The organism is uncultured Lutibacter sp., assembly GCF_947495725.1.
GTDB lineage: Bacteria > Bacteroidota > Bacteroidia > Flavobacteriales > Flavobacteriaceae > Lutibacter.
On record NZ_CANLZZ010000009.1, the window covers coordinates 1 to 21,639 of the forward strand.

General features: G+C 29.6%; 22 protein-coding genes. 2 read left to right on the top strand and 20 right to left on the bottom strand.

Annotation, left to right across the window (positions count from 1 at the left end):
- Positions 1-821: PKD domain-containing protein (locus Q0776_RS16995; RefSeq protein ID WP_298370978.1), on the bottom strand; the 821-nt coding region annotated here is incomplete at its 3' end.
- A gap of 252 nt (positions 822-1,073) precedes the next feature.
- Here Q0776_RS16995 and Q0776_RS17000 point away from each other — a divergent pair.
- A complete protein-coding gene (locus Q0776_RS17000) occupies positions 1,074-1,550 on the top strand; it encodes a Dps family protein (protein ID WP_298370981.1) in 477 nt (158 codons plus the stop codon).
- Between the two features lie 84 nt (positions 1,551-1,634).
- Here the strand turns inward: Q0776_RS17000 and Q0776_RS17005 are convergent, their stop codons facing one another.
- The 5 genes from Q0776_RS17005 to Q0776_RS17025 all read right to left on the bottom strand — a co-directional run bounded on the left by Q0776_RS17005 (position 1,635) and on the right by Q0776_RS17025 (position 5,724).
- Positions 1,635-1,823, bottom strand: a complete 189-nt coding sequence (locus Q0776_RS17005) for a hypothetical protein (RefSeq protein ID WP_298370984.1) — start codon at positions 1,821-1,823, stop codon at positions 1,635-1,637.
- Position 1,824: 1 nt separating this feature from the next.
- The gene (locus Q0776_RS17010) at positions 1,825-2,271 is read right to left on the bottom strand and encodes a MoaF C-terminal domain-containing protein (protein WP_298370987.1); all 447 of its coding nucleotides are present in this window, start codon (positions 2,269-2,271) and stop codon (positions 1,825-1,827) included.
- A 23-nt stretch (positions 2,272-2,294) separates the two neighbouring features.
- The gene (locus Q0776_RS17015; protein ID WP_298370990.1) at positions 2,295-3,170 is read right to left on the bottom strand and encodes a nuclear transport factor 2 family protein; all 876 of its coding nucleotides are present in this window, start codon (positions 3,168-3,170) and stop codon (positions 2,295-2,297) included.
- 91 nt (positions 3,171-3,261) lie between these two features.
- The gene (locus Q0776_RS17020; protein ID WP_298370993.1) at positions 3,262-4,143 is read right to left on the bottom strand and encodes a helix-turn-helix transcriptional regulator; all 882 of its coding nucleotides are present in this window, start codon (positions 4,141-4,143) and stop codon (positions 3,262-3,264) included.
- Positions 4,144-4,242: 99 nt separating this feature from the next.
- On the bottom strand, positions 4,243-5,724 hold the full coding sequence (locus tag Q0776_RS17025; RefSeq protein WP_298370996.1) for a pyridoxal-dependent decarboxylase: 1,482 nt from the start codon (positions 5,722-5,724) through the stop codon (positions 4,243-4,245).
- 359 nt (positions 5,725-6,083) lie between these two features.
- On the opposite strand from Q0776_RS17025, the gene Q0776_RS17030 reads away from it, so the two are divergent.
- Positions 6,084-7,568 carry a serine hydrolase domain-containing protein gene (locus Q0776_RS17030; protein WP_298370999.1) on the top strand — a complete coding sequence of 495 codons (1,485 nt, stop codon included), beginning with the start codon at positions 6,084-6,086 and terminating at the stop codon, positions 7,566-7,568.
- 35 nt (positions 7,569-7,603) lie between these two features.
- On the opposite strand, the gene Q0776_RS17035 is transcribed toward Q0776_RS17030, so the two are convergent.
- From Q0776_RS17035 to gyrB, 14 genes are all read right to left on the bottom strand, one after another.
- Positions 7,604-8,782 (bottom strand): serine hydrolase, encoded by a 1,179-nt coding sequence (locus Q0776_RS17035; protein WP_298371002.1) that lies wholly within the window; start codon positions 8,780-8,782, stop codon positions 7,604-7,606.
- A 239-nt stretch (positions 8,783-9,021) separates the two neighbouring features.
- Positions 9,022-9,393 carry a DUF2200 domain-containing protein gene (locus Q0776_RS17040; protein WP_298371005.1) on the bottom strand — a complete coding sequence of 124 codons (372 nt, stop codon included), beginning with the start codon at positions 9,391-9,393 and terminating at the stop codon, positions 9,022-9,024.
- 58 nt (positions 9,394-9,451) lie between these two features.
- The gene (locus Q0776_RS17045) at positions 9,452-10,180 is read right to left on the bottom strand and encodes an aspartyl/asparaginyl beta-hydroxylase domain-containing protein (protein WP_298371008.1); all 729 of its coding nucleotides are present in this window, start codon (positions 10,178-10,180) and stop codon (positions 9,452-9,454) included.
- Between the two features lie 194 nt (positions 10,181-10,374).
- Positions 10,375-10,632 carry a hypothetical protein gene (locus tag Q0776_RS17050; RefSeq protein WP_298371012.1) on the bottom strand — a complete coding sequence of 86 codons (258 nt, stop codon included), beginning with the start codon at positions 10,630-10,632 and terminating at the stop codon, positions 10,375-10,377.
- 239 nt (positions 10,633-10,871) lie between these two features.
- Positions 10,872-11,420 (bottom strand): hypothetical protein, encoded by a 549-nt coding sequence (locus tag Q0776_RS17055; RefSeq protein WP_298371015.1) that lies wholly within the window; start codon positions 11,418-11,420, stop codon positions 10,872-10,874.
- A 106-nt stretch (positions 11,421-11,526) separates the two neighbouring features.
- Positions 11,527-12,651 carry a DUF6544 family protein gene (locus tag Q0776_RS17060; protein ID WP_298371017.1) on the bottom strand — a complete coding sequence of 375 codons (1,125 nt, stop codon included), beginning with the start codon at positions 12,649-12,651 and terminating at the stop codon, positions 11,527-11,529.
- A 481-nt stretch (positions 12,652-13,132) separates the two neighbouring features.
- Positions 13,133-14,104 carry a phosphotransferase gene (locus tag Q0776_RS17065; protein WP_298371018.1) on the bottom strand — a complete coding sequence of 324 codons (972 nt, stop codon included), beginning with the start codon at positions 14,102-14,104 and terminating at the stop codon, positions 13,133-13,135.
- A 106-nt stretch (positions 14,105-14,210) separates the two neighbouring features.
- Positions 14,211-14,792 (bottom strand): hypothetical protein, encoded by a 582-nt coding sequence (locus tag Q0776_RS17070; RefSeq protein WP_366139414.1) that lies wholly within the window; start codon positions 14,790-14,792, stop codon positions 14,211-14,213.
- Between the two features lie 20 nt (positions 14,793-14,812).
- Complete coding sequence (locus Q0776_RS17075; RefSeq protein WP_298371020.1) at positions 14,813-15,343, bottom strand: hypothetical protein; 531 nt, start codon at positions 15,341-15,343, stop codon at positions 14,813-14,815.
- A gap of 157 nt (positions 15,344-15,500) precedes the next feature.
- On the bottom strand, positions 15,501-16,454 hold the full coding sequence (locus Q0776_RS17080; protein WP_298371022.1) for a hypothetical protein: 954 nt from the start codon (positions 16,452-16,454) through the stop codon (positions 15,501-15,503).
- A 156-nt stretch (positions 16,455-16,610) separates the two neighbouring features.
- The gene (locus tag Q0776_RS17085) at positions 16,611-17,117 is read right to left on the bottom strand and encodes a hypothetical protein (RefSeq protein WP_298371024.1); all 507 of its coding nucleotides are present in this window, start codon (positions 17,115-17,117) and stop codon (positions 16,611-16,613) included.
- 174 nt (positions 17,118-17,291) lie between these two features.
- Positions 17,292-18,215, bottom strand: coding sequence for a malate dehydrogenase (locus Q0776_RS17090; RefSeq protein WP_298371025.1), 924 nt, complete (start codon positions 18,213-18,215; stop codon positions 17,292-17,294).
- Between the two features lie 160 nt (positions 18,216-18,375).
- Positions 18,376-19,410 carry a DUF6588 family protein gene (locus Q0776_RS17095; RefSeq protein WP_298371028.1) on the bottom strand — a complete coding sequence of 345 codons (1,035 nt, stop codon included), beginning with the start codon at positions 19,408-19,410 and terminating at the stop codon, positions 18,376-18,378.
- 95 nt (positions 19,411-19,505) lie between these two features.
- On the bottom strand, positions 19,506-21,449 hold the full coding sequence (gyrB, locus tag Q0776_RS17100) for a DNA topoisomerase (ATP-hydrolyzing) subunit B (protein ID WP_298371030.1): 1,944 nt from the start codon (positions 21,447-21,449) through the stop codon (positions 19,506-19,508).
- Between the last annotated feature and the right edge of the window lie 190 nt (positions 21,450-21,639).

Sequence of the window (21,639 nt, forward strand, 5' to 3'; positions counted from 1 at the left end):
TCGTCGGTTCCTGCCGAATTGGTAACAACTAGTTTTACTTCAAAATCGCCTGCGGTATCAAAAGTAAATTTCGGATTTTCTTCGGTAGAACTAAAACTTGTCCCTGCTGCCGACCATTGGTACGAATCGGCGTGTGTACTTTCGTTTGTAAAAGTAATTTCTAATCCTGTTTCTGGATTTGTTGGTGAAAAACTAAATGCTGCAACTGGTGAAACTTGCGCGGCTGTTACCGTTATTGTTTTTGTTATTTCGTCGGTTCCTGCCGAATTGGTAACAACTAGTTTTACTTCAAAATCGCCTGCGGTATCAAAAGTAAATTTCGGATTTTCTTCGGTAGAACTAAAACTTGTCCCTGCTGCCGACCATTGGTACGAATCTGCGTGTGTACTTTCGTTTGTAAAAGTAACTTCTTGTGCTGTTTCTGGATTTGTTGGTGAAAAACTAAACGCTGCAGTTGGTGAAACTTGCGCGGCTGTTACGGTTATTGTTTTCGTTATTTCGTCGGTTCCTGCCGAATTGGTAACAACTAGTTTTACTTCAAAATCGCCTGCGGTATCAAAAGTAAATTTCGGATTTTCTTCGGTAGAACTAAAACTTGTACCTGTTGCAGACCATTGGTACGAATCGGCGTGTGTACTTTCGTTTGTAAAAGTAACTTCTTGTCGTGTTTCTGGATTTGTTGGTGATATGCTAAATCCTGCAACTGGCGCAGTAGGTTTTTCTTCTTCGTCGTCTTTTTTGGAACAACCTAAAACGAACATAAATAAGATAAAAGAAAAAAAGGTTCCTTTTAGTATGGTTAAAAAATGATTTGATTTCATAATAAAAATGTTTTTAGTTAGATAATTAGATAGCTTAAGTGATTTATGAGATAAAAGTAATTTGTAAGAATGGTTAAAACCATACGGCATTTGTCCTATTTTTTTAATTAACAGATTGCCATTGTAGTAACTATTGTTTTTAAATAGTAAGTAATTTTAGTATCATAAAAACGCATACTAGTGTCATAAAAGTTGCTATTCGGTAAGTAGGTAATAAGTAATTTTGCTTAACAAATTAAAAACAAAATAAATATGGAAACTTTAGAAATAAAGATAGGATTGAATGAAGATTATAAAATGGATGTTACAAATAAATTAAATGTGCTCTTAGCAGATTTTCAAATTCATTATATGAATTTAAGAGGATTGCATTGGAATGTAAAAGGAAGAAATTTTTTCTTATTACACGAAAAATTTGAAGAACTTTATAACAGTACTAATGATGTTGTTGATGAAATTGCAGAACGCATTTTAACTTTAGGATTACAACCATTGCATACGTTTGAAGATTATTTGGGAAACAAAACAATTGCAATTGTTAAAAACACATCTAATGGAGACGATGCAGTTAATTCTATATTAAATAATTTAAACCTATTATTAGTTCAAGAACGTGAAATTATGGAAATGGCATCTGATAATAACGACGAAGGTACTGCTTCTTTAATGAGTGATTTAATTTCTGAACAAGAAAAATTAACATGGATGTTAACTGCTTATTTAAGTTAAGCATAAAAGTAACTATAATAAAAAAGCAAAAACGGTTTAGTTTTAAACCGTTTTTGCTTTTTTTTATTAATGAAGTAGTCGCTTTTAATTACGCTCTTTAAGTTGCTTTTCTAATTGCGCTGCTTTTTCCTTGTATTTTTGCATTGCTTTTTTTAGCTGTCCTACTTTTTTTATCAATTCATCATCTTGAATGGCTTGATACGTTTTATTTCCATTTACCTCTTTTATTTTTGATTTACTGCTGCAAGTTGGGCAAATTGCTACTGAACTCATATTAATTCTTTTTTAAATGATCTATAACCCCAGTTGAAAATACGGTTCTCAGTTTTCTTTCAGGCTTGTTTTCATAACCAACAATAATAGAACTATGAATCATCATTTTTTCAAAATCAAAAACAATGGTTAAATAATCTTTAATCCCTGTTTCGTGCCAATTAACTATATAAAGGTTATCTCCAATTTTACGAGATCGGTAAGGAATGTCTGTATTTCCTTTTCCTTTTCTAGGTCCATTAATCCATTCATATGTTGCTTTACCATTGTAAAACTCCATATGTATTGCTTTACCATCTTGATATTGATAGTTTAATGAGTAACCATCTATAAAATGTTCAGGTTCTCCAAATTGAAATTTATTTTCTTCTGTTGTATTGCTTTGCGCAAAACTTTGTCCAATACTAAATATTACAAGACAAATAAATGTAATTAATTTTGTTTTCATTTTTTTGTATTTTAAAGTTATGTTTAGAAATTAAATTTTCCGTTAGTGTTTTTTCTTTCTGCCTCTGGTAAAATGGTTTCAATAGTATCCCAGTGTTCTGCAATCTTTCCGTTTTCTATTCTAAACAAATCATAAAATGATGTTGGTTTTCCTGCGAATGTTCCTTCACTTACCGATAAAACAATATTACCTTCTCCTAAAATAATATGGTTTTTTTCAAATACCATTGTAATTCCTTGTTTTGCCATTTCTTCTAAGGCTTTTCCTAAACCAGAAACACCATCTGCAATCATAGCGTTATGTTGAATATAGTTGTCGCCATCAAAATAATTGTGCATTTTGTCGAACTCGCCTTTTATTAAAACGGTATTTATAAAATCTTTTACTAGTGCTTTGTTTTGTTCTGTTTTATCAATGTCAGTAGTTTTTGTAACACCATCTGTTTGTGTTCTTCCACTTGGGTTTGTAGCTGCTAATTCAGAAAAATTATCCCAATGTTCTATAATTTGACCATTTTCAAATTTAAAGATATCAAAGCCAATTTTTGGACCAAAAAAGTCATATTCAGTATGCGTAACAGTGTAATTTCCATCTTGAAATGAACGAACTACATTCGCTTTAAAACCTCCTTCGGGTGCGTGGTGCAATACTTCACCAAAACCTTCCAATCCATCGGCTACTGCAAGATTATGTTGCTTGTAATTTGTAGGGTTAATATATGCAATTGTTGATTTATCGCCAGTTTCTAAACTAGTAATTAAGGCTACTGCTTTTTCTTTGTTTGTTAATGTTGTTTTTGTTTCCATTTTTCCTAATTTTTTAGTGTTAATATTTTTGTCTTGTGCGTTGCTTACTGTTATTAAAAGAGTAATTGCAACAGTTGTAATTATTTGTTTCATTTTTTTGTTTTTTAATTAGAGTACAAAGATGAAGCAATTGCAACTTGTTGGAAAGATGAAAAATGGTGTTAAAATGGTTAAAGTTGAACCATTAGTCTTTTGAGAATGAATTTATGAAAGATTTAGGGGTTAAACCTGTTTTTTTCTTAAAGTATTTGGTGAAGTTTGTTGGATCTTCAAATCCTAAACTATATGCCAATTCAGCGCTACTTATTGTTGAATTTATTAAATTTCTTTTTGCTTGAAGAATTACAAAATCATCAATCACGTTTTTGGCAGTTTTATTCATCAATTCCTTACAAATGGTATTTAGATGTTTATAGCTAATCGCCAATTCTTTGGCATAAAAATTTGCACTTCTACTTTTGGATAGGTTCTTCTCAATAAGTGAAATAAAATTTTGGTAAAGAACAATTTTAGAAGAATCGGAAATATAGAAGGTTATATTCTGCTTCAAGTTTTCGGCTTTTGATATTAAAATGGTTAGAAGAGAATTGATAATTATTTTGTGGTTAAACGATTGAGTATTTCCAAATTCTTTAAGTAATAAATTAAAAAAGGTTAAAAAATCGGAATTTTGAGGAATTTGAAGAATTGGTGAAAACAACTCGGGGTTAAAAAGTCTAAATACGAAGTCATCACTTAAATTAGAGAAGCTATTCACAAAATATTCTTCGGTAAATAAGATACAATAACCTTTTAGATCTTCTGAGAATTCGAATGCATTTATTTGATCTTTGGTTAAATAAACCAAACTATTTTGTTGAACAGGATACCATTTAAAATCTATAAAATGCCTTCCAGAACCTTCAGTAAAAAAAATAAGATTGTAAAATTTTAGCTGATGCGGTAACTCAGGATTGTGTTTGTGTTCATGTTTTCTTTTAGCGATTTGTTCAATAGGAACAATCTCAAAACCAATATTATTAGTTGCTGCAGAATTGAATAGTATATGAGGTATTTCTTTTGTCATATGGCTTGTCCAAAATTATAACTATAGGTTAAGTTTCGAATTTAACAAAAACAAACTGAATAGAAAATTTATGAATATTTTTGTAAAACGCAGTGTTCTCTATTCCTCTTTTGAAAGTTTTGAATGAACTTTTTTTCCTACGCTAGCAATTATTTCAATAATGTCTTCAATGTCTTTTTCTGAAGTTCTAAAATTCACAATGCAAGCTCTTAAACAATAAAAATCGTTTACAATGGCATTTGATAAAAAAACTTCACCACCAGTTTGTAATTCATTCAATATACTTTGGTTTAATGTATTAAGGTAGTTGTTATTTTTACCGTGCTCTTGTGGTACATATCTAAAAGTAGTAATGCTCAAATTTTGAGAAATAGCTTCTAATTCTGGGTGCTTTGCAGCTAAATCAAATAACATTTTAGAAAGTTCAATATCTTCAGTAATTAGTTTTTCATAGCCACTTCTACCAATTTGCTGTAATGTTAGCCATACTTTTAATGCTCTAAAACCACGTGAGTTTTGTAGTCCATATTCGTAAAAGTTTTGTGCTATATCGTCTTCATTTTTACTGAAATTATAATATTCAGGATGTGAACTGTACGTATCTATTAAATGTTGTGGATTTTTAACCAAGGTGCATCCAGCTTCAAGCGGACTGTATAACCATTTATGAGGATCTATAGCAATAGAATCGGCTTCTTTAATTCCTTCAAATAAATAATTAAATTTAGGGACAACCGCTGCGGGTACACCATAAGCACCGTCTATATGAAACCACAAGTCGTATTTTTTACAAATAATAGAAATTTCACTTAAATTATCAACAACTCCTGTACTTACGTCGCCTGCTGTGCCTACAACCATCAATGGAATGCAATTATTTTCTAAATCTTTTTTTATGGTGGTTTCTAATACTTTGGTATCCATTTTATTAGAAGAGTCAGTTTCTATCCAACGTACAGCATTTGTGCCTAGACCAAATAGAATAACTGCTTTATCAATCCAAGTATGCGTTGTTTTGGAGCAATAAACAGTTAATTTATTTGATGTATTTTGAACCCCATTTTCTTTAATACTTTTTGGGGATTTTGCTGTTCTTGCGGCTAAGAATGCCGTAAAATTCGCCATATTTCCACCACTTACCAATATACCTCCATAGTTAGATGAAACACCAATAAATTGGCACAACCATTTTACTGTTTGTTTTTCAATTTCTGTAGCTATAGGACTCAGAATATGTGCTCCAACATTAGGATTTACTGAAGCTGCCAATAAATCTGCCAAGGCACCAATTGGAGCAGCAGAAGAAGTAATATAACCTAAAAATTTTGGGTGACCGTTAAGTAAAGAATGATTGAGCAATAAATCTGTTGCTTTTGAAATTAACTCGGTAGCAGGTTTTCCGTTTTCAGGCAATGATAAATTTCCTAATAAATGTTGCAATTTACTTGGACTCTCATTTGGGGTTACTTGTTTTTGGTCTATGGAATGAATAAAATTTGAAATATCATCAATTAATTTATATCCAATTTTTCGAAATTCTTCCTTTTCTATTTCGATTGATGATTTTCTAATTTTTGTCATAATAATACTTTTTGGAATTTCTCTTTCTTAATTAAAGCTATAGGTTAAAAAATGAATTACAATGCCAATTTATTTCCCATATTCAAATTTTTAAAGTCTAAAGATAAGAATAACAATTTAGTCATTTTTTAAGATAAGTATGGTTTGTTGTTTTGGTCTTTTCTTTTATCAGCTTTACCTTTGTTGCAAGCAAAAGGTTTAGAAAAAATAGCTGAGGATTTGTCTTAATGTATTTTCTAATGGCTATTATTTATGTATTCGAATTTGCTATTATTACAACATAGTTGTAAATCAATTACCTTCATTTTTTGAGTTTTCTGTTAAAATAGTATCTTTAAATAATCTAAAACCTATAAAAAATGAAAAATTATATCAAATGCTCCTTGGTATGTTTATTTGTTACTTGCTTGTTTTCTTGTAAAAATACTAGTCATATAAATACGAATACTTTTGAGGAATTTGTTTATAATATGAATGAAAAAGGATTTACTACGGGGAACATTTTAGTGTATAAAAATGGCGAAATTATTTATCAAAACTCAGACGGTTTAAGAACTATTGATCCTAAAGAACCACTTACATTAAATTCTCAATTTAGATTGGCTTCAGTAAGTAAACAATTTACTGCAATGTCTATTATGAAATTAAAAGAGGCCGGTAAATTAGATTATAATCAAACTGTTAAATCTATTCTTCCGGAGTTTCCTTATGCTAATATTACGGTTCGTCACTTATTACATCATATTTCGGGATTGACTGATTATGAACGATTGATAGCGGAAAATTGGAAGCCAAAAGATTTAACTAAGACTTATATTTTAGGAAATGATGAAATTATTAAGGAGTTTTATAGAGTAAATCCCAAGCTTGATTTTCAACCTGGTGAACGCTGGGAATATAGTAATACCGGTTATTTGTTTTTAGCATCCATAGTAGAGAAGGTTTCGGGAAAACATTTTAGAGAATATTTAAAGGAAACTATATTTGAGCCTTTGGATATGAATAATACTGTATTATATAAATATCAGATAGATTCAGATCCTGCAATGCCAAATCGTGTATTTGGTTATGAAACAGCTTTAAATGAAGTAGATTTAGTACTAAATGATTATAATATTGTAAATGATGTTAGGGGAGATGGAGGCATTTACTCCACATTAAACGATTTATATAAATGGAATCAGGCACTTGTTAATAATACAATTATTCCAAAAAGTTTTTTAGATGAAGCTTGGACTCCGGGTGTTCTAAATAATGGAAAGTCTACAACATATGGATTTGGATGGTTTATTAATTCTAAACAGGGAGAACCAAAAGTTGTTAATCATTCCGGTGGTTGGGTTGGCTTTGGAACTTTTTTACATAACGAAGTTGATGCTAATAATGGCTTTATTTTATTAACTAACAATTCTGGAGAAAATTTTAGCGCTATTTTAAATAGTATCCAAAATATTTTGGATGGAAAACCGTATATAATTCCAAAGTATCAAATTGAAAAACAGATGGCTAAAGAAATAGCAGCTGGAAATAGTGAAAAAGGTATACATATTTACCATAAGTTTAAATCCGATACCCTTCACTATATTTCCTCTGAAAGAAGTATGAATGTTCTAGGTTATAGATTATTAGGTGCAGACAAAATAGATGCAGCTATAGAAGTTTTTAAATTAAATATAGAAGAATATCCAAAATCTGCTAATACTTATGACAGCTATGGAGACGCTTTATTATTAAAGGGTGATTCCATTAATGCACTTAAAAATTTTAAAAGATGCTTTGAAATTGATAGTACGTTAACTTATTCGAATGATAAAGCTTTAAAATTAGAAGCTGTTTTGTATTAAAATGAATAATAAATTAAACGGGGTTTTATACTCCGTTATTTATTCTTTAGAATTGGCATAATTCTGTCTTGCATAACTTTCCAAGTTTCCTTTTTTGGTTTTTCATTAATAGCCCAACCGTTAAATACGATTGATAAATTGTATTCTGGCGCAAATAGTAAACATTGTCCACCATAGCCAATACCGGCAAATATTTCGCTTTTTCCATTTGTGTGTTGGATAATCCACCATTGGTATCCGTAACCTACGTTACTTTTTTTGTTTGGATCAATTTCATCAACTATTGGGCTCGTAGATGAGGTAACCCAACTTTCAGATACAATTTGTTTGTTGTTCCATTTACCTTTATTCAAAAATAAAGTGCCAATTTTGGCTAAATCTACTGCCTTAAGATATAATCCACCTTCCGTATCTATTTCACCATTAGGAGTTTTTTTCCAATAATAATCAGTGATTCCAAGTGGCTCAAATAATTTTTCTTCGGCCCATTTGTCAATTCGTTTTCCTGTAATAACACGGGTAATTTTACCTAATAACACGCTAGCGCCACTATTATACTCGAAACTTGTACCTGGAATGGTATCTGTTGGTTTATTTAAAACATACTGTATCCATTCATCACTAGCTTCTAAAAGCACACAATCATTTTTTGGGTCGGTATAATCATCTTCGTTCCATTTTAAACCACTTCTCATTGTTAATAAATCCTCAATAGTTATAGTATTCTTTCTTATGTCTTGAAAGTTGATATTGTAGTCTTTGAAAAAGAGCATTGCCTTTGTTTTAATAGTATAATCATTATTTAAATCCAAAGCTATACCTAAGAGAATGGAAGTAACACTTTTGGTAATGGATTGTAAAGTATGTAATTCCGATTGCTGGTAAAATGGGTACCAACTTGGGTGATTGTAATTATATTGATGATTAGTAGTGTCATATTTTTTAGCAATGGTTTCATAATCTTGCTCATATTTATAATTAGCCAATATTTCGTCATTTTGTATCACCATAAAACGGTCTATTAATCCATAATCTCCATTATTTATTTCTAAATTAATTGAGTCGAGCACCGCAGAAAGATCATTGTTAGAAGCTGTCTTTTGTTGTTCTTTAATTGCCGTTTTATTCTTGTTTTTTGTATTGCATCCAATAACCGTAAGTATAATTAAAATTGAAAATGTTAGCGTTTTAAATTTATTTAAAGTTGTTTTCATAGTTTTTTAATTAGGAATAATGGTTTTGGAAATTATTTACGGTTTATTTCAGTTTCTAATGTAGTAAATAAAAATTGAACAGAAATTATAAGAAAAAGGCATAACGAGCAGTGTAGTATTTTTAGTAGAAAGACTGCCACCAATACTTAAATCTACAGATTACGGTTGAGTGGCATCTAATTATTGTCTTGTTATGATGATTTTTAGATATGTTACCGTTTGTTTATCAGTAGTTTAATTTATTTTATTTCTTCTCGTAAAATTTTATCTAATTTTCTACCTTTTGCCAATTCATCTACTATTTTATCTAAAAATCTTACTTGTTGTGTTAATGGATTATCTATTTCTTCGATACGATAACCACATATAACACCAGTAATTAAATGGGCATTTGGGTTTAAATTGGCTTTTTTAAAAAAGGTTTCGAATGTTGCTTTTTCATCAATAAATTGCTGAACTTTAGTCTCATTATAACCGATTAGCCATTCTATTACTTGGTGTAACTCTTTTTTTGTTCTTCCTTTTTTTTCTACTTTATGTACATAATGAGGATAAACCGAAGCAAAAGTCATTTTAGCTATACGTTCATTGTGTTTTGGTGTCACTTTCATTTTTACTAAATTTTTATGTTTAATATATCTTTTTCTTCAAAGTAGTTGAATGTTCCTTTTATTCTTTTGAGCTTTCGTTTAAGGCAGTTAATTTTTGTTGTAAATCATTTATTAATTGCTTGACGATTGGTTCATTACTATGTTTCAACTCTTCAATAGTTCGTTTAATTGTTTCTGGAGATTCATTTTCTTGAGGAAATGGTTGAAAACTTTCGCTAGACGCTAATGAGAAAAACAAACTATCAGACCATTCGTTTCTTTTACCATCAATTACCAAATGAACACGATCAGACTCGCCTAAATTTTTAACAGAATGCACGTAGTTTACATTTGTATACCAGCATTCACCTGGTAACATTGTTAACTCATTACCATCTAAAATAAATTGGACATGTGCATTAGTTACAATTGGAATGTGTAAACGAAAACTTCCATCTTCATAGCCTAATTCGTAATCTCTATGTGGTTTAATTCCGGCTCCAACTCCTAATCGCAAAATACGAGCTGAAAGTATGGGGCATTTAAAAGAGTTGATAACTTCTTTGAAATATTGACATTTTTTAAGTGCTGGTGTTTCCGATATTATTGATGTAGGTGATGACAGTGAGAATATATTAGATTGCTCTCCGTTTGGAGCGTATAATGAAATTACTTTCCAATCTCCATTATAATCGGCAGTGTTAAAATGTGGAATCCAATTTATATCAAGAATTAATGAGAGGTCATGAATCAATTTTTCTTCATTAAATTGAAAAGGAAGCTTTAAATAAGTTGTAATTTCTTGCATTTTTTGTCTTAAAATCTCTCCCCAAAAAAGTAACTTAGGTTAAAATTGATTTTTGTTGTTAGTTTATAGGGTGTGTTAAGGTACTAAATTTAACAAATAAATCCAGATCAAGAAATTCGGTGGCGCTTTTTAGAAGTAGATGCGCACAAGTAATATATTTTATTATTTGTTGTATAAATGTTATTTAGCCCGTTCTATTTTATTTTTTCAACAGATAGTTCTTTATCGTCTACAAAAACAATGCAATTAATTTTGAAAGATCCACCTAAATTTACTTTTATATTTTTTCTTTCGCCATTCTTATTAATTAAATGTCCGGTTAAATTTGAACCGGCAAATCCATATCTTTTATCTTGTAATTCACCATTTACAAATAACATTTCTCCGTTAAACCAAGTATTGTTAATTCTAATTTCAGAATTTTCAAATGTTCCAATCCATTCACTTTTCATAATATTGTTTTTTAGTTTCCTAATAAGTATGAATTTCTTATTTTTTGTTACATTTTTAATGAGGTTAATTTATAAATTATTCAATTAAATTGTAACCATTTTGTATGTTGAAATTTGTGGTTTTTATGTTTTTATAATGAATTTCAACGAGTTTAGAGCTTGGTTTCTTAAAAACCTAACAAATTGTTTGTGGAATGTATAGGTTTACCTAAATTGTATAAAAGATAACAAGTATTTAACTAATAGGTATTCTCAATTTTATTAGAATTATTTCCAATTCTATGATTGATTCTTTCTCCAGTAACAGGGTAGGAATGAATGGATTCTGTTTTGATTTCACCGTTAAGTTTGTATTGAAGAATAATAGGGGTTTCAGATTTTATTTCAACCCATTCGGTTTGTTTATCTCCAGTTTTAAGCTCATTTATTAATTTAGTTTCTCCTCCAATTATTTTTAAATCTGTTAAATTGGATCCAGTTTCATTAATTAATGAAATTCTCATGGTGTTTAATAAAAACATTACAATATAAAAATACAAAATGGCGATAGGAATGTTTAAAATTATAATTCCTGAAGTTAGCATATGTTTTTTTCTATGTTCTTTTTCCTTTATTAAATTAATTAAAACTTTTATTAAAACACTTAAATTTACAATACCAGCAATGGCTATAAAAAATATTCCAAATATTGTTATTGAAATAGAATTTGAGAAATAAAAAGCAACTAGCAATAGTGTTCCAATTATAAATGAAATCAATGCAGTAGAAAGTCCATATTTATTTGTCATTTTTTTGTAAGCTGGTTATGGTAGGTTAATTTTCAGAGAATGCAATTTTCCAATATTTAAAATTAATGTTTTTTTGTTTTATAAACTTGTTATTTTTTAAATGAAACTATTTATGATATACATTTTTGGCTATGGGCATTTCTGTTACGTTGTATTTAATGTCTGTTATTTTTAATTTTAACCAAGTCCATTTTTCATTTTTTAATCCCCAACTTGCTTCACATTCAACGGGTATTTTTATTCCATTCATTTCTTTGGTTTTGGTGGCAGTTACAATCCATTTTGTAGGTTCTGTATCCTTTGAATCTTGATAACGCATTGCTACGAATTTCTCAAAATATCCATCTTTATTAAAATGAAATTCTCCCGAACCTTTAGTTCCTTTAAATTCCATAGTTGCTCTTGCGCAATAGTTATTTATAGGCTCCCACTTAATGTATTGGCTTAAGGATGCCGATGGAAACCAAATAATTTCAGCCAAATATCGTTGTAAAGTTGCTTGATTTATCTTTTTGTCATTTTTTACATTTACAACTGGAATGAGAGAAAGAAGTTTAATAGTCATTTCACCCTTACCATTTTCAAATTTGTCTCTACCTACTGCGCTCAATATTGAATTCAGGTTGGTATTAATATTCCAATTGAAGGCTGGCGGTTGAATGGTAAAATATTGTTCAGCCTTACCATTATTCCAACTTGTTTGTTCTGGTTTCATTTTAAGCTGAAGTTCTTGAGTTAAATACGTGTTAGAAATAAACGGCTTACCTAATAATCCGCTGTTTGTTAGCCACTTTTGAACAATAGGAGGTAAGTGAAGTATTTTTTTTTCGGTAACTACTTCTTGGTTTTTGAATTGTGAATTTTCAAATAGAGCTATTCTTTCTTTATTGATTTTACTATTAAAATGAACAGTTGAATATCCAATAATTGTTGAAAATAGAATAATCACATTTGCTATTGTACCAAATTTTGTATCGGTCCAAAAGTTAAAAATTAATATTTGTGAAACAATCACAGCCAAAAAACCACTTAACAACCAATAATTGGATTGAACAAGCATTAATACCACTGTAGTGATAAAAAGTAGCAATGTTAATAACCAAAAAATACCGTTTACTCTTGAAATGTGTTGTGAGATCTCATTAAATTCAGATAAGCCAAAAGCTTTTAAAAACCCAAATAAATGGATAATTCCGTGTATTCCAATCAATATGATTAAAGCTATTCGCATTGTTTCTTCAGCTTGTTATTGACGATGGTTTAAATTATGAATAATTCTTTATTAAAACTTGTTTTTCAGATATTTAAATTTACGTTTTTTATATTTTAGAAACATTCTATTTTATTAAAGGCGAAAATTTTGGTTATACAGCTTAAGTTAGCAATTCATTAATTTTAATATCTGATCTATATCCTTGTTCTCCTTTTTGATTAGGATATATTTTTAGAATTGTCACATTAGCGACAAAATCAGACTGAATATATTTTTCAGAAATCGAAGGTTCATCACAATCACAAGCAAATATTCCTATTAAAAATAGAAAAATCACTATTTATAGAATCTTTTTCATAATTGCTTGCAACATATTTTTATAAGATTTGTACCACTGGAAAATAGGATATTTTTCGGGCGAAGCAAATCGTAAGTTGAATGTTGGTTGTTAATATTTAGTTTAATTTTAAGCATAAATTTTATGAGATGTTAACCACTGTTATTTTTTTAATTCATAATAATCAATCCAAGATTTAATTCTTCCAACAAACATTTTTAAATAATTTTCAGATAAAAATATGTTAGACCAATCAAATCTTTGCGCTTGAACTCCTAGATAAAATATAAAAATAGCAGCTCCTGCTTTTGGAATTAATTTGAGTTCTTTTTCAGATATTTCTTTGATTTTTTGATAACCATTAAGAAAACTTTGGACTTTAGATTCGTATTGATTTTTATCGGATTCTATAAAAAATAATTGTTTACAGAAATATCCAATGTCCAAAATAAGTGATCCATTTCCACAAAAATCAAAGTCAAAAATTGTAATTTCTTTTTCGCCCTCAATAGCCATATTATCATACCAAATGTCCATATGTACAATTCCGTTTTGAGTGTGTTCAAAATCTGAGTTTTGAAAAGTTTTTTCAAATTCTTTAATAAATTTCATTTCGTGTAATTTCTCAGAAAAGAATTGTTTTAAATATTCGTAGGGTAATTCTATAAGTGTTTTTTTGTTATAAGAAGTTCGATTTATAGTTTTATTTAAAGTAAGACTATGAATTTTCGCCATTAAAAAGCCAATTTCAAAACACATTTCTTCATTTAAAAATCTAGTTTTTTTACCTTTTGCAAATGAAAAAAGCACTATATATCTTAAACCTTCAGGAGCATTTATTTCTTGAATAAAATTTCCCTTTTTATCTTTAATAGGAAAAGAAACATTCAAGTTATTTTTACTTAGCAGCCTTAAAAGCTCAATTTCGTCTATGATTTCTGATTTTGACCTCCAATTATAACTATAAACTCTCAAAACATATTTTTCTTCATTGTATGAAAGAAAGTAAGTATGATTCATTCCTGTCCTAAATAATTTACATTCAAAATTATTATTCAGTTCATATTTTTCTTTTACAAATTCACCTAATTCATTTTCGGAAAGAGTAGAAGTTGTTACAGGAAAAGTTGTCATAAGGAGTGCGTGTTTTAATAGTGGCTAATGTGATTTTATATGATTTGTGCGATTGGAAAATCGAAGATTTTTCGGTTGTAGAAAATCGTTAGTTAAATGTTTGTAGTTATTTTTTTATTTCATTTTTTAAGTCCAACAATTTCAATTCATTGTGGTAGTTCACAATTCTTGATTGTGCATTTCCGTCAATTAATAAAATGATAATTAGCATTGAAATGGTTGTAACACTAATTGCTCTCCAAGTTGGTGTATTAATAAATAGAATTAATAATGCAGCTACGATAATTAATATTGGAACTAATTTAAATACAAATGTAAATTGCTTTAAAGTGGTTTCAGAGCGTTCAATTTGGGACTTATAAAAGGCAGTTTCATCGGTATTAAAATCCTTTTCAAATTGTTTAATTCTTTGAATATTGGTGTAGTTAGTGCCGCTGCCAATTATTAATAGTAATATACCTGCTACTAACGTTGGAATGATATAAGCCTTTGCTAAATCTGTTTTTCCTAATTGCCAAAATCCAACACTTGCCATTAAAAATCCAATCGCGAAGAAAATAAAGAAACGTGTTGAGAATACTTCGGCTTTTGCCCATTCGATTGCTAGTTTTAATACGTCCATAGTTTCATTTATTAATTGCACATAACGAGTTTTTATATTATTTGTTGCGTGTAGTATTTTTGTCAAAAGATCAAATAATTTGCTCCTTAATCCATAACTTGCTCTATTTTAATATCTTTTAAATAAAAAATACCTTTTCTAGAGAAGATTACAATCATAAATGAATCTTCGTCTTTTTGGGCCTGGAAACTTTCTTCAAATGTTATCCAATCTGAATGTGTTTTTTGAGTTTCAGATGTTGGAGGATTTTCATTTTTACCTGCTAACGTAAAACTTCGTTTTGATGTTTTAAGCCCTTTCCAAAATGAATACAATACAACCGGATTTGCATTGTTATTCTTTAAAGTAACGGATAGTTTATATTTCTGGTTTGTTTTAATTTTTGCTTTACCTCTTAAATAAAATTCATCTGCTACAATAATTTTAAGATAATTGTTATTCTCTTCATTTTTCGAGATTCTTTGAATTTCATAATCATTTTGAGTATCAATTTTCAACTCTATGTCAAGATCATTTTCAGTAATTACATCAGCAATTTCATCGGTTTTAACCATTTTTTCACAACTGAAAATTATTAAAACAGTAATTAGAAGGCCCAAATTTTTAATTAGTTTCATTTATTACTTTCCTTTTTTTCGTATTACACACAACGGTCTTGTTCAAGATTTAGTTGTGTGTTTTAGCTATAAATTTAGTAAATAATTACCAACCAAGAAAGTCCATGAGGGCTATCGTAAGTAGGGAAGAACCAAACAATAAATATACCAGTTGTTACTACATGTTGTATTCATAAATATCTAAATATCTCAATTTCTCATCAATAAATGTATTTATTGCAATCAATAATCCTTTCTCGTTGTAATGATATTCATATCTCCAAGTATCTGTACTTTTATTTATTGCTGTACGAATGCTAGAATCTTGATTATATATATAATATTCTTTTGTAATAGAAGCATTTCTTACATAGTTTTTATACTTTTTAAAATATTGTGTTCTTACAGATTTTATCTTTCTATTTTTTATATCAAACTCATTTATTACTCTATAAGCAAGTGTATCTTTTTCAAAGTTATCTTTATGAGTTTCTAAACTATCTTTATTGAAGTAAGTGATTGTTTTTTTCTCAATTTCATTAAGCTTATTAATTTCAAGTTCTATTTCTAAACTATCTTTTCTTTCAAAAATTTTTCTTTTTATCAAATTTCCTTCAACATCCTTAAAAAATGTAAAAACTCTATCGGAGAAGTATTTTTTATGCTCTATTCTACAATTACTTAAGCTATCGCAAGATTTTACTTCTTTCAATCTTCCTAGGTCATCATATTTATAGTAAAAGTTAATAGGATTAAAATCACTTCTAGTTAATATTCGCATTTGAGGTCTAGAATAAGTGTATTTATTATTATTTTTTGAGAAAGATTTTCTTTTAAGTATATTCTTTTTGTCGTAATAGTATTTTTTTATGAAATCCCCGTAATATGAAGTGAATTTTTTTTCAGAGATATTCCCTGTAGAATCAATTTTATAAATATAATCATGCAAGTGGTTTCCTGATGTTTCAGGGTTTTCATAATGCTTGACAATTACTGATTTTGCTTTTTTTTCTTTTAGAATTTTACTTTGAGGATTCTCAATTAAATCATTATATCTCCCATAATATATACTTTGGGAATTAGTCGAATAAGTTGAAATAAAAACTATTATTATTGTTATAATCTTTTTCACAATTTAAGTGTTAATATGTGGTAACGGGCTTTTATAAGATTTGTGCGTTTGGAAAATCGGAGATTTTTCGTACGTAGCAAATCGTTAGTTGAATGTTTGCAGTTTGTACTAGTTCAAATTTAAGCATAAATTATATGAGTTGTTGGCTACTGTATTTTAATCTTTTTTTACAAATCTCATATATTCAAATTTCCCATCATTAACTGGAATTAAATTAGATAAAATCAATCCTTTATCAGATTTCAACACTTTATATGCTATAAATGATTTATAATATGAGTTTTTTTCTCTTTTTTCAATTGTTAGATTTAGAGTGTTATCTGAATTCTGTTTGTTATAAATCAAATTCCACTCTCCATTCATTTCCAATACAAGAGAATCTGATTTTTCAAAATAATATTTTCCATTAACTAACTTAACTGGAGCATTCTTAATTGAAAATGTCAAGTCAGTTTTAATTGAAAGAATAAATTCATCAATTTTTTCAATCTTATCAAACTTATCAATCGAACTTGAGTGAATTATATAATCACCAATTACTTTTTCTTGCGTTATTTTATCAGGAATTTTGTTAAACTCTTTATCTTCAATTTTTTCATTGATTACACATGCGAAATTTATCGTAAAAATCAGACTGAATAGTAAATACTTTAAATTTTTCATAATCTATCTTTTTATATTGTTGCCAACTTTTCATATACAAACAAATATAACTGTTTTACCTTTAAAAATTTACGGATAAACGTATGTTTAACTTAGTTGTGTATTATTTTTATGGATAAAAAAAACTCCTCAAACAAAGTTTGAGGAGTTTTAAATAAATTGTGTTGTTTACAATTAGTCTAATAAAGCATTTGTAGCTTTTACACCAACTGCACTTTCTTGAATTTTAGCTTTTTCAGCATCAGTTAATTCAATTTCAACAATTTGTTCAATACCGTTTTTGCCAATAATACAAGGAACTCCAATTGAAATATCAGATAAACCATATTCACCATCTAACAAAGCAGAACATGGGAACATTTTTTTAGAATCTAAAGCAATAGCTTGTACCATTGCAGATACAGCTGCACCTGGAGCATACCAAGCACTAGTTCCTAATAATTTTGTTAATGTAGCTCCACCAACTTTAGTAGCTTCAACAACTTCTTGCATTCTTTCTTCTGATAAAAATTCAGAAACTTTTACACTGTTACGAGCAGCTTTACCAATTAATGGAACCATACCAGTATCACTGTGTCCACCAATTACCATTCCATCAACATCAGATGCAGGACATCCTAACGCTTCAGCTAAACGGAATTTAAAACGAGCGCTATCTAAAGCACCACCCATACCAATAATTCTGTTTTTAGGTAATCCAGTTGATTTATGAGCTAAATAAGCCATAGTATCCATTGGGTTACTTACTACAATAATAATTACGTTTGGAGAATATTTAATTAAGTTTTCTGAAACAGATTTTACAATACCTGCGTTAATTCCAATTAATTCTTCACGAGTCATTCCTGGTTTTCTAGGAATACCACTTGTAATTACAGCTACATCACTATCTGCAGTTGCAGCATAGTCATTTGTTACACCTGTAATTTGAGTGTCAAACCCATTTAAAGATGCACATTGCATTAAATCCATTGCTTTACCTTCAGCAAACCCTTCTTTAATGTCGATTAATGTTACTTCGTCTGCGAAATTTTTAATGGCTATGTACTCAGCACAACTTGCACCTACCGCACCAGCACCTACTACTGTTACTTTCATATTTTAAATCTTATTTTATTTGTTCAATTAAAGTACCAAAAATACTAATTTTTATGGTAACTAAAAATGACATATATCTTAATTTACGAAATCGTTTTTGCCATGAGAATTCACTCAAAACAGCTATTTTTCAACGAGTTATATGACATATGTCATTTTTTTATCGAATACTAATTGCTATACCAGCAGTAATAGTATTGTATTCTTGTAAAGTGTAATCTCCGTATATTTTTATAGGGCCTAAACTTAGTCTAGCACCTAAAGTTGTTCTCATACCATTTGCATCAAATTTTAATGATAATGGATCGGTTATTACTTCTGTTTTAGTGTCATTTGGAGCAGGATTTCCTGTATCGTATTCTAGTTCGTAAGTTCCTTTCATTTTTAATTCTGAAGAACCACCGTTATATCCAATTCCTCCATAAATATTTAATACCGGAAAATTTAAAGATGCAATTGCCTGAATTGTATAAGAATTCAATTTAAATGTAGCTTCTTGGTTTGAACCTGCAATTGAACTGTCGTTTTGAATATCATAATTTACATTCATATTGGTAAATGCTCCTAGAATAGAAACATGTAACGGCAGTTTTTCAATAGCGCCAAATATACTTGTAATATCTTTTTTTAATCCTAAGCCTAATAGCTTACCTTTTACATCATCCGAGCCTACTTCTGGCACAAAACGCACCATAACATCCATTTTATTCGACACTCCTAATGTTAATTGCACATTAGGTGATGGAATAGCGTTAATTGGTAGATCATCTTTTACACCACCCGGCATATTAAAATTGGCGGTTACTTCTTCGCCATCAATAACTGTACTTACTTTTACCGGTGCTGTTAACGAGTTTTCTCCAGCAACAGTAGCTCCTGTTAATGAGGTTGATGTAGTTGATGAAGACAATCCTAAATCGGCAAAATGAAATATTTCATCTTCTGTTGGTATAAGTGCAGCATTTAAGCCAATTGAAATATCAAAGCCTAATTTTTTATGTGTTTTTGCGGTATGATACCAACCATTATTCATTCCAAAAATGAGTCCTTTCATTGCTGGGTTAATATAGGCATTTGTTAGTTTAGATGCGTCTTCAACACCTGTTAATAGGATGGCTTCCATACCATCATCTTCTTGAGATTTTACAGATAAAGTAAATAGTAAAGCAAGAAAAAATAGTGATAAATTTTTCATAGTTAGGGGTTTTTAGTTAGTTTTCAAATATAACAAAAAAAAAATACCACTAAAATAAGTGGTATTTTTAAATTATTAATTAATTCTAAAGCTTGTTAAGCATCAATATTCGCATATTTTGCGTTCTTTTCAATAAAGTCTCTACGTGGTGGAACTTCGTCTCCCATTAACATAGAAAATACTCTATCGGCTTCAGTTTGATTGTCAATAACTACTTGGCGTAATGTTCTAAACTCAGGATTCATTGTTGTATCCCATAATTGTTCAGCATTCATTTCCCCAAGACCTTTGTAACGTTGAATACTAACGCTTCCACCCATATTTAAGGCAATCATATCACGTTGGTCATCATTCCATGCATATTCTCTTTTTTGTCCTTTTTTCACTAAGTATAATGGAGGAGTAGCAATAAATATGTGTCCGTTTTCAACCAATTCTTTCATATATCTAAAGAAGAATGTTAAAATTAAAGTGGCAATGTGGCTACCATCTACATCGGCATCACACATAATAACAATTTTATTATAACGTAACTTAGATAAATTTAATGCTCTTGGATCTTCTTCGGTTCCAATAGAAACACCTAAAGCAGTAAACATATTTTTAATTTCTTCGTTTTCAAAAACTTTGTGTTGCATTGCTTTTTCAACATTCAAAATTTTTCCACGTAATGGTAAAATAGCCTGAAAAGCTCTGTCTCGTCCTTGTTTGGCCGTACCACCTGCTGAATCTCCCTCAACTAAGAAAATTTCACATTTATCAGGATCGGTTTCAGAACAGTCACTTAATTTACCAGGTAAACCGCCAATACTCATTACCGTTTTACGTTGTACCATTTCACGTGCTTTACGTGCGGCGTGACGAGCTGTTGCAGCTAATATTACCTTTTGAACTATTGTTTTGGCGTCATTTGGATTTTCTTCTAGGTAATCCTGTAACATTTCAGAAACTGCTTGGCTTACCGCTGAGGTAACTTCACGGTTTCCTAATTTTGTTTTAGTTTGTCCTTCAAATTGTGGTTCTGCAACTTTTACAGATACAATTGCTGTTAATCCTTCACGAAAATCATCTCCAGCAATTTCAAACTTTAGATTTTTAAGCATTCCAGATTCATCTGCATACTTTTTTAGAGTAGCTGTTAAACCACGTCTAAATCCAGATAAATGCGTACCTCCTTCGTGTGTATTAATGTTATTTACATATGAATGTAAGTTTTCGTTATACGAAGTATTGTAAACCATTGCTACTTCAACAGGAACACCATTTTTTTCACCTTCTATTGAAATTACATTACCAATCAATTGCTCTCGAGTAGCATCTAAATACTTAATAAATTCAGGTAAACCTTCATCACTATAAAAAGTTTCAGTAGGGTTATTTCCTTCTTCGTCTGTAACTCTTTTATCTTGTAATGTTATAGTTAATCCTTTATTTAAAAATGATAACTCGCGCATTCTTGTTGCTAAAGTTTCATAATTATATTCCGTAGATTGTGCAAAGATGGTTTTGTCTGGTGTAAAAGTAACCATGGTACCTTTTTCGGTAGTATCACCAATTGGTTTTGCAGGGTACATTGCTTTTCCTCGCTCGTATTCTTGTTCCCAAATTTTACCATCTCCGGAATAAACAGTTGCTCTTAAATGATCGGAAAGTGCATTCACTACCGAAACACCAACTCCGTGTAAACCACCAGATACTTTATAGGAATCTTTATCAAATTTACCTCCAGCACCAATTTTGGTCATTACCACCTCTAACGCCGAAACTCCTTCTTTTTTATGCATTCCTACCGGAATACCACGACCATTATCTTTTACCGAAATGGAATTGTTTTCATTTATAATAACATTAATAGTATCACAATGACCTGCCATTGCTTCATCAATAGAGTTATCTACAACCTCATATACTAAATGGTGTAATCCTCTAATTCCAACATCACCAATATACATAGATGGACGCATACGTACGTGCTCCATTCCTTCTAGAGCCTGAATACTATCAGCCGAATAATTGTGTTTTTTTGCTTCTTCGCTCATACTTAATAAATAGGTATTATATTAATTTTGTAACACACAAATATAAGTAATTGAGACAGTATATTTTTTATATAAGAATTGGGCAAAGTATGAAGTTATTAACAATTGCTAATAAATTTAAAGTCGCTTAAATCGTTTAAAATCGCTTTTATTAAGGTTTTTTAAGATTTTAGGTTTAAATGGCGAGTGT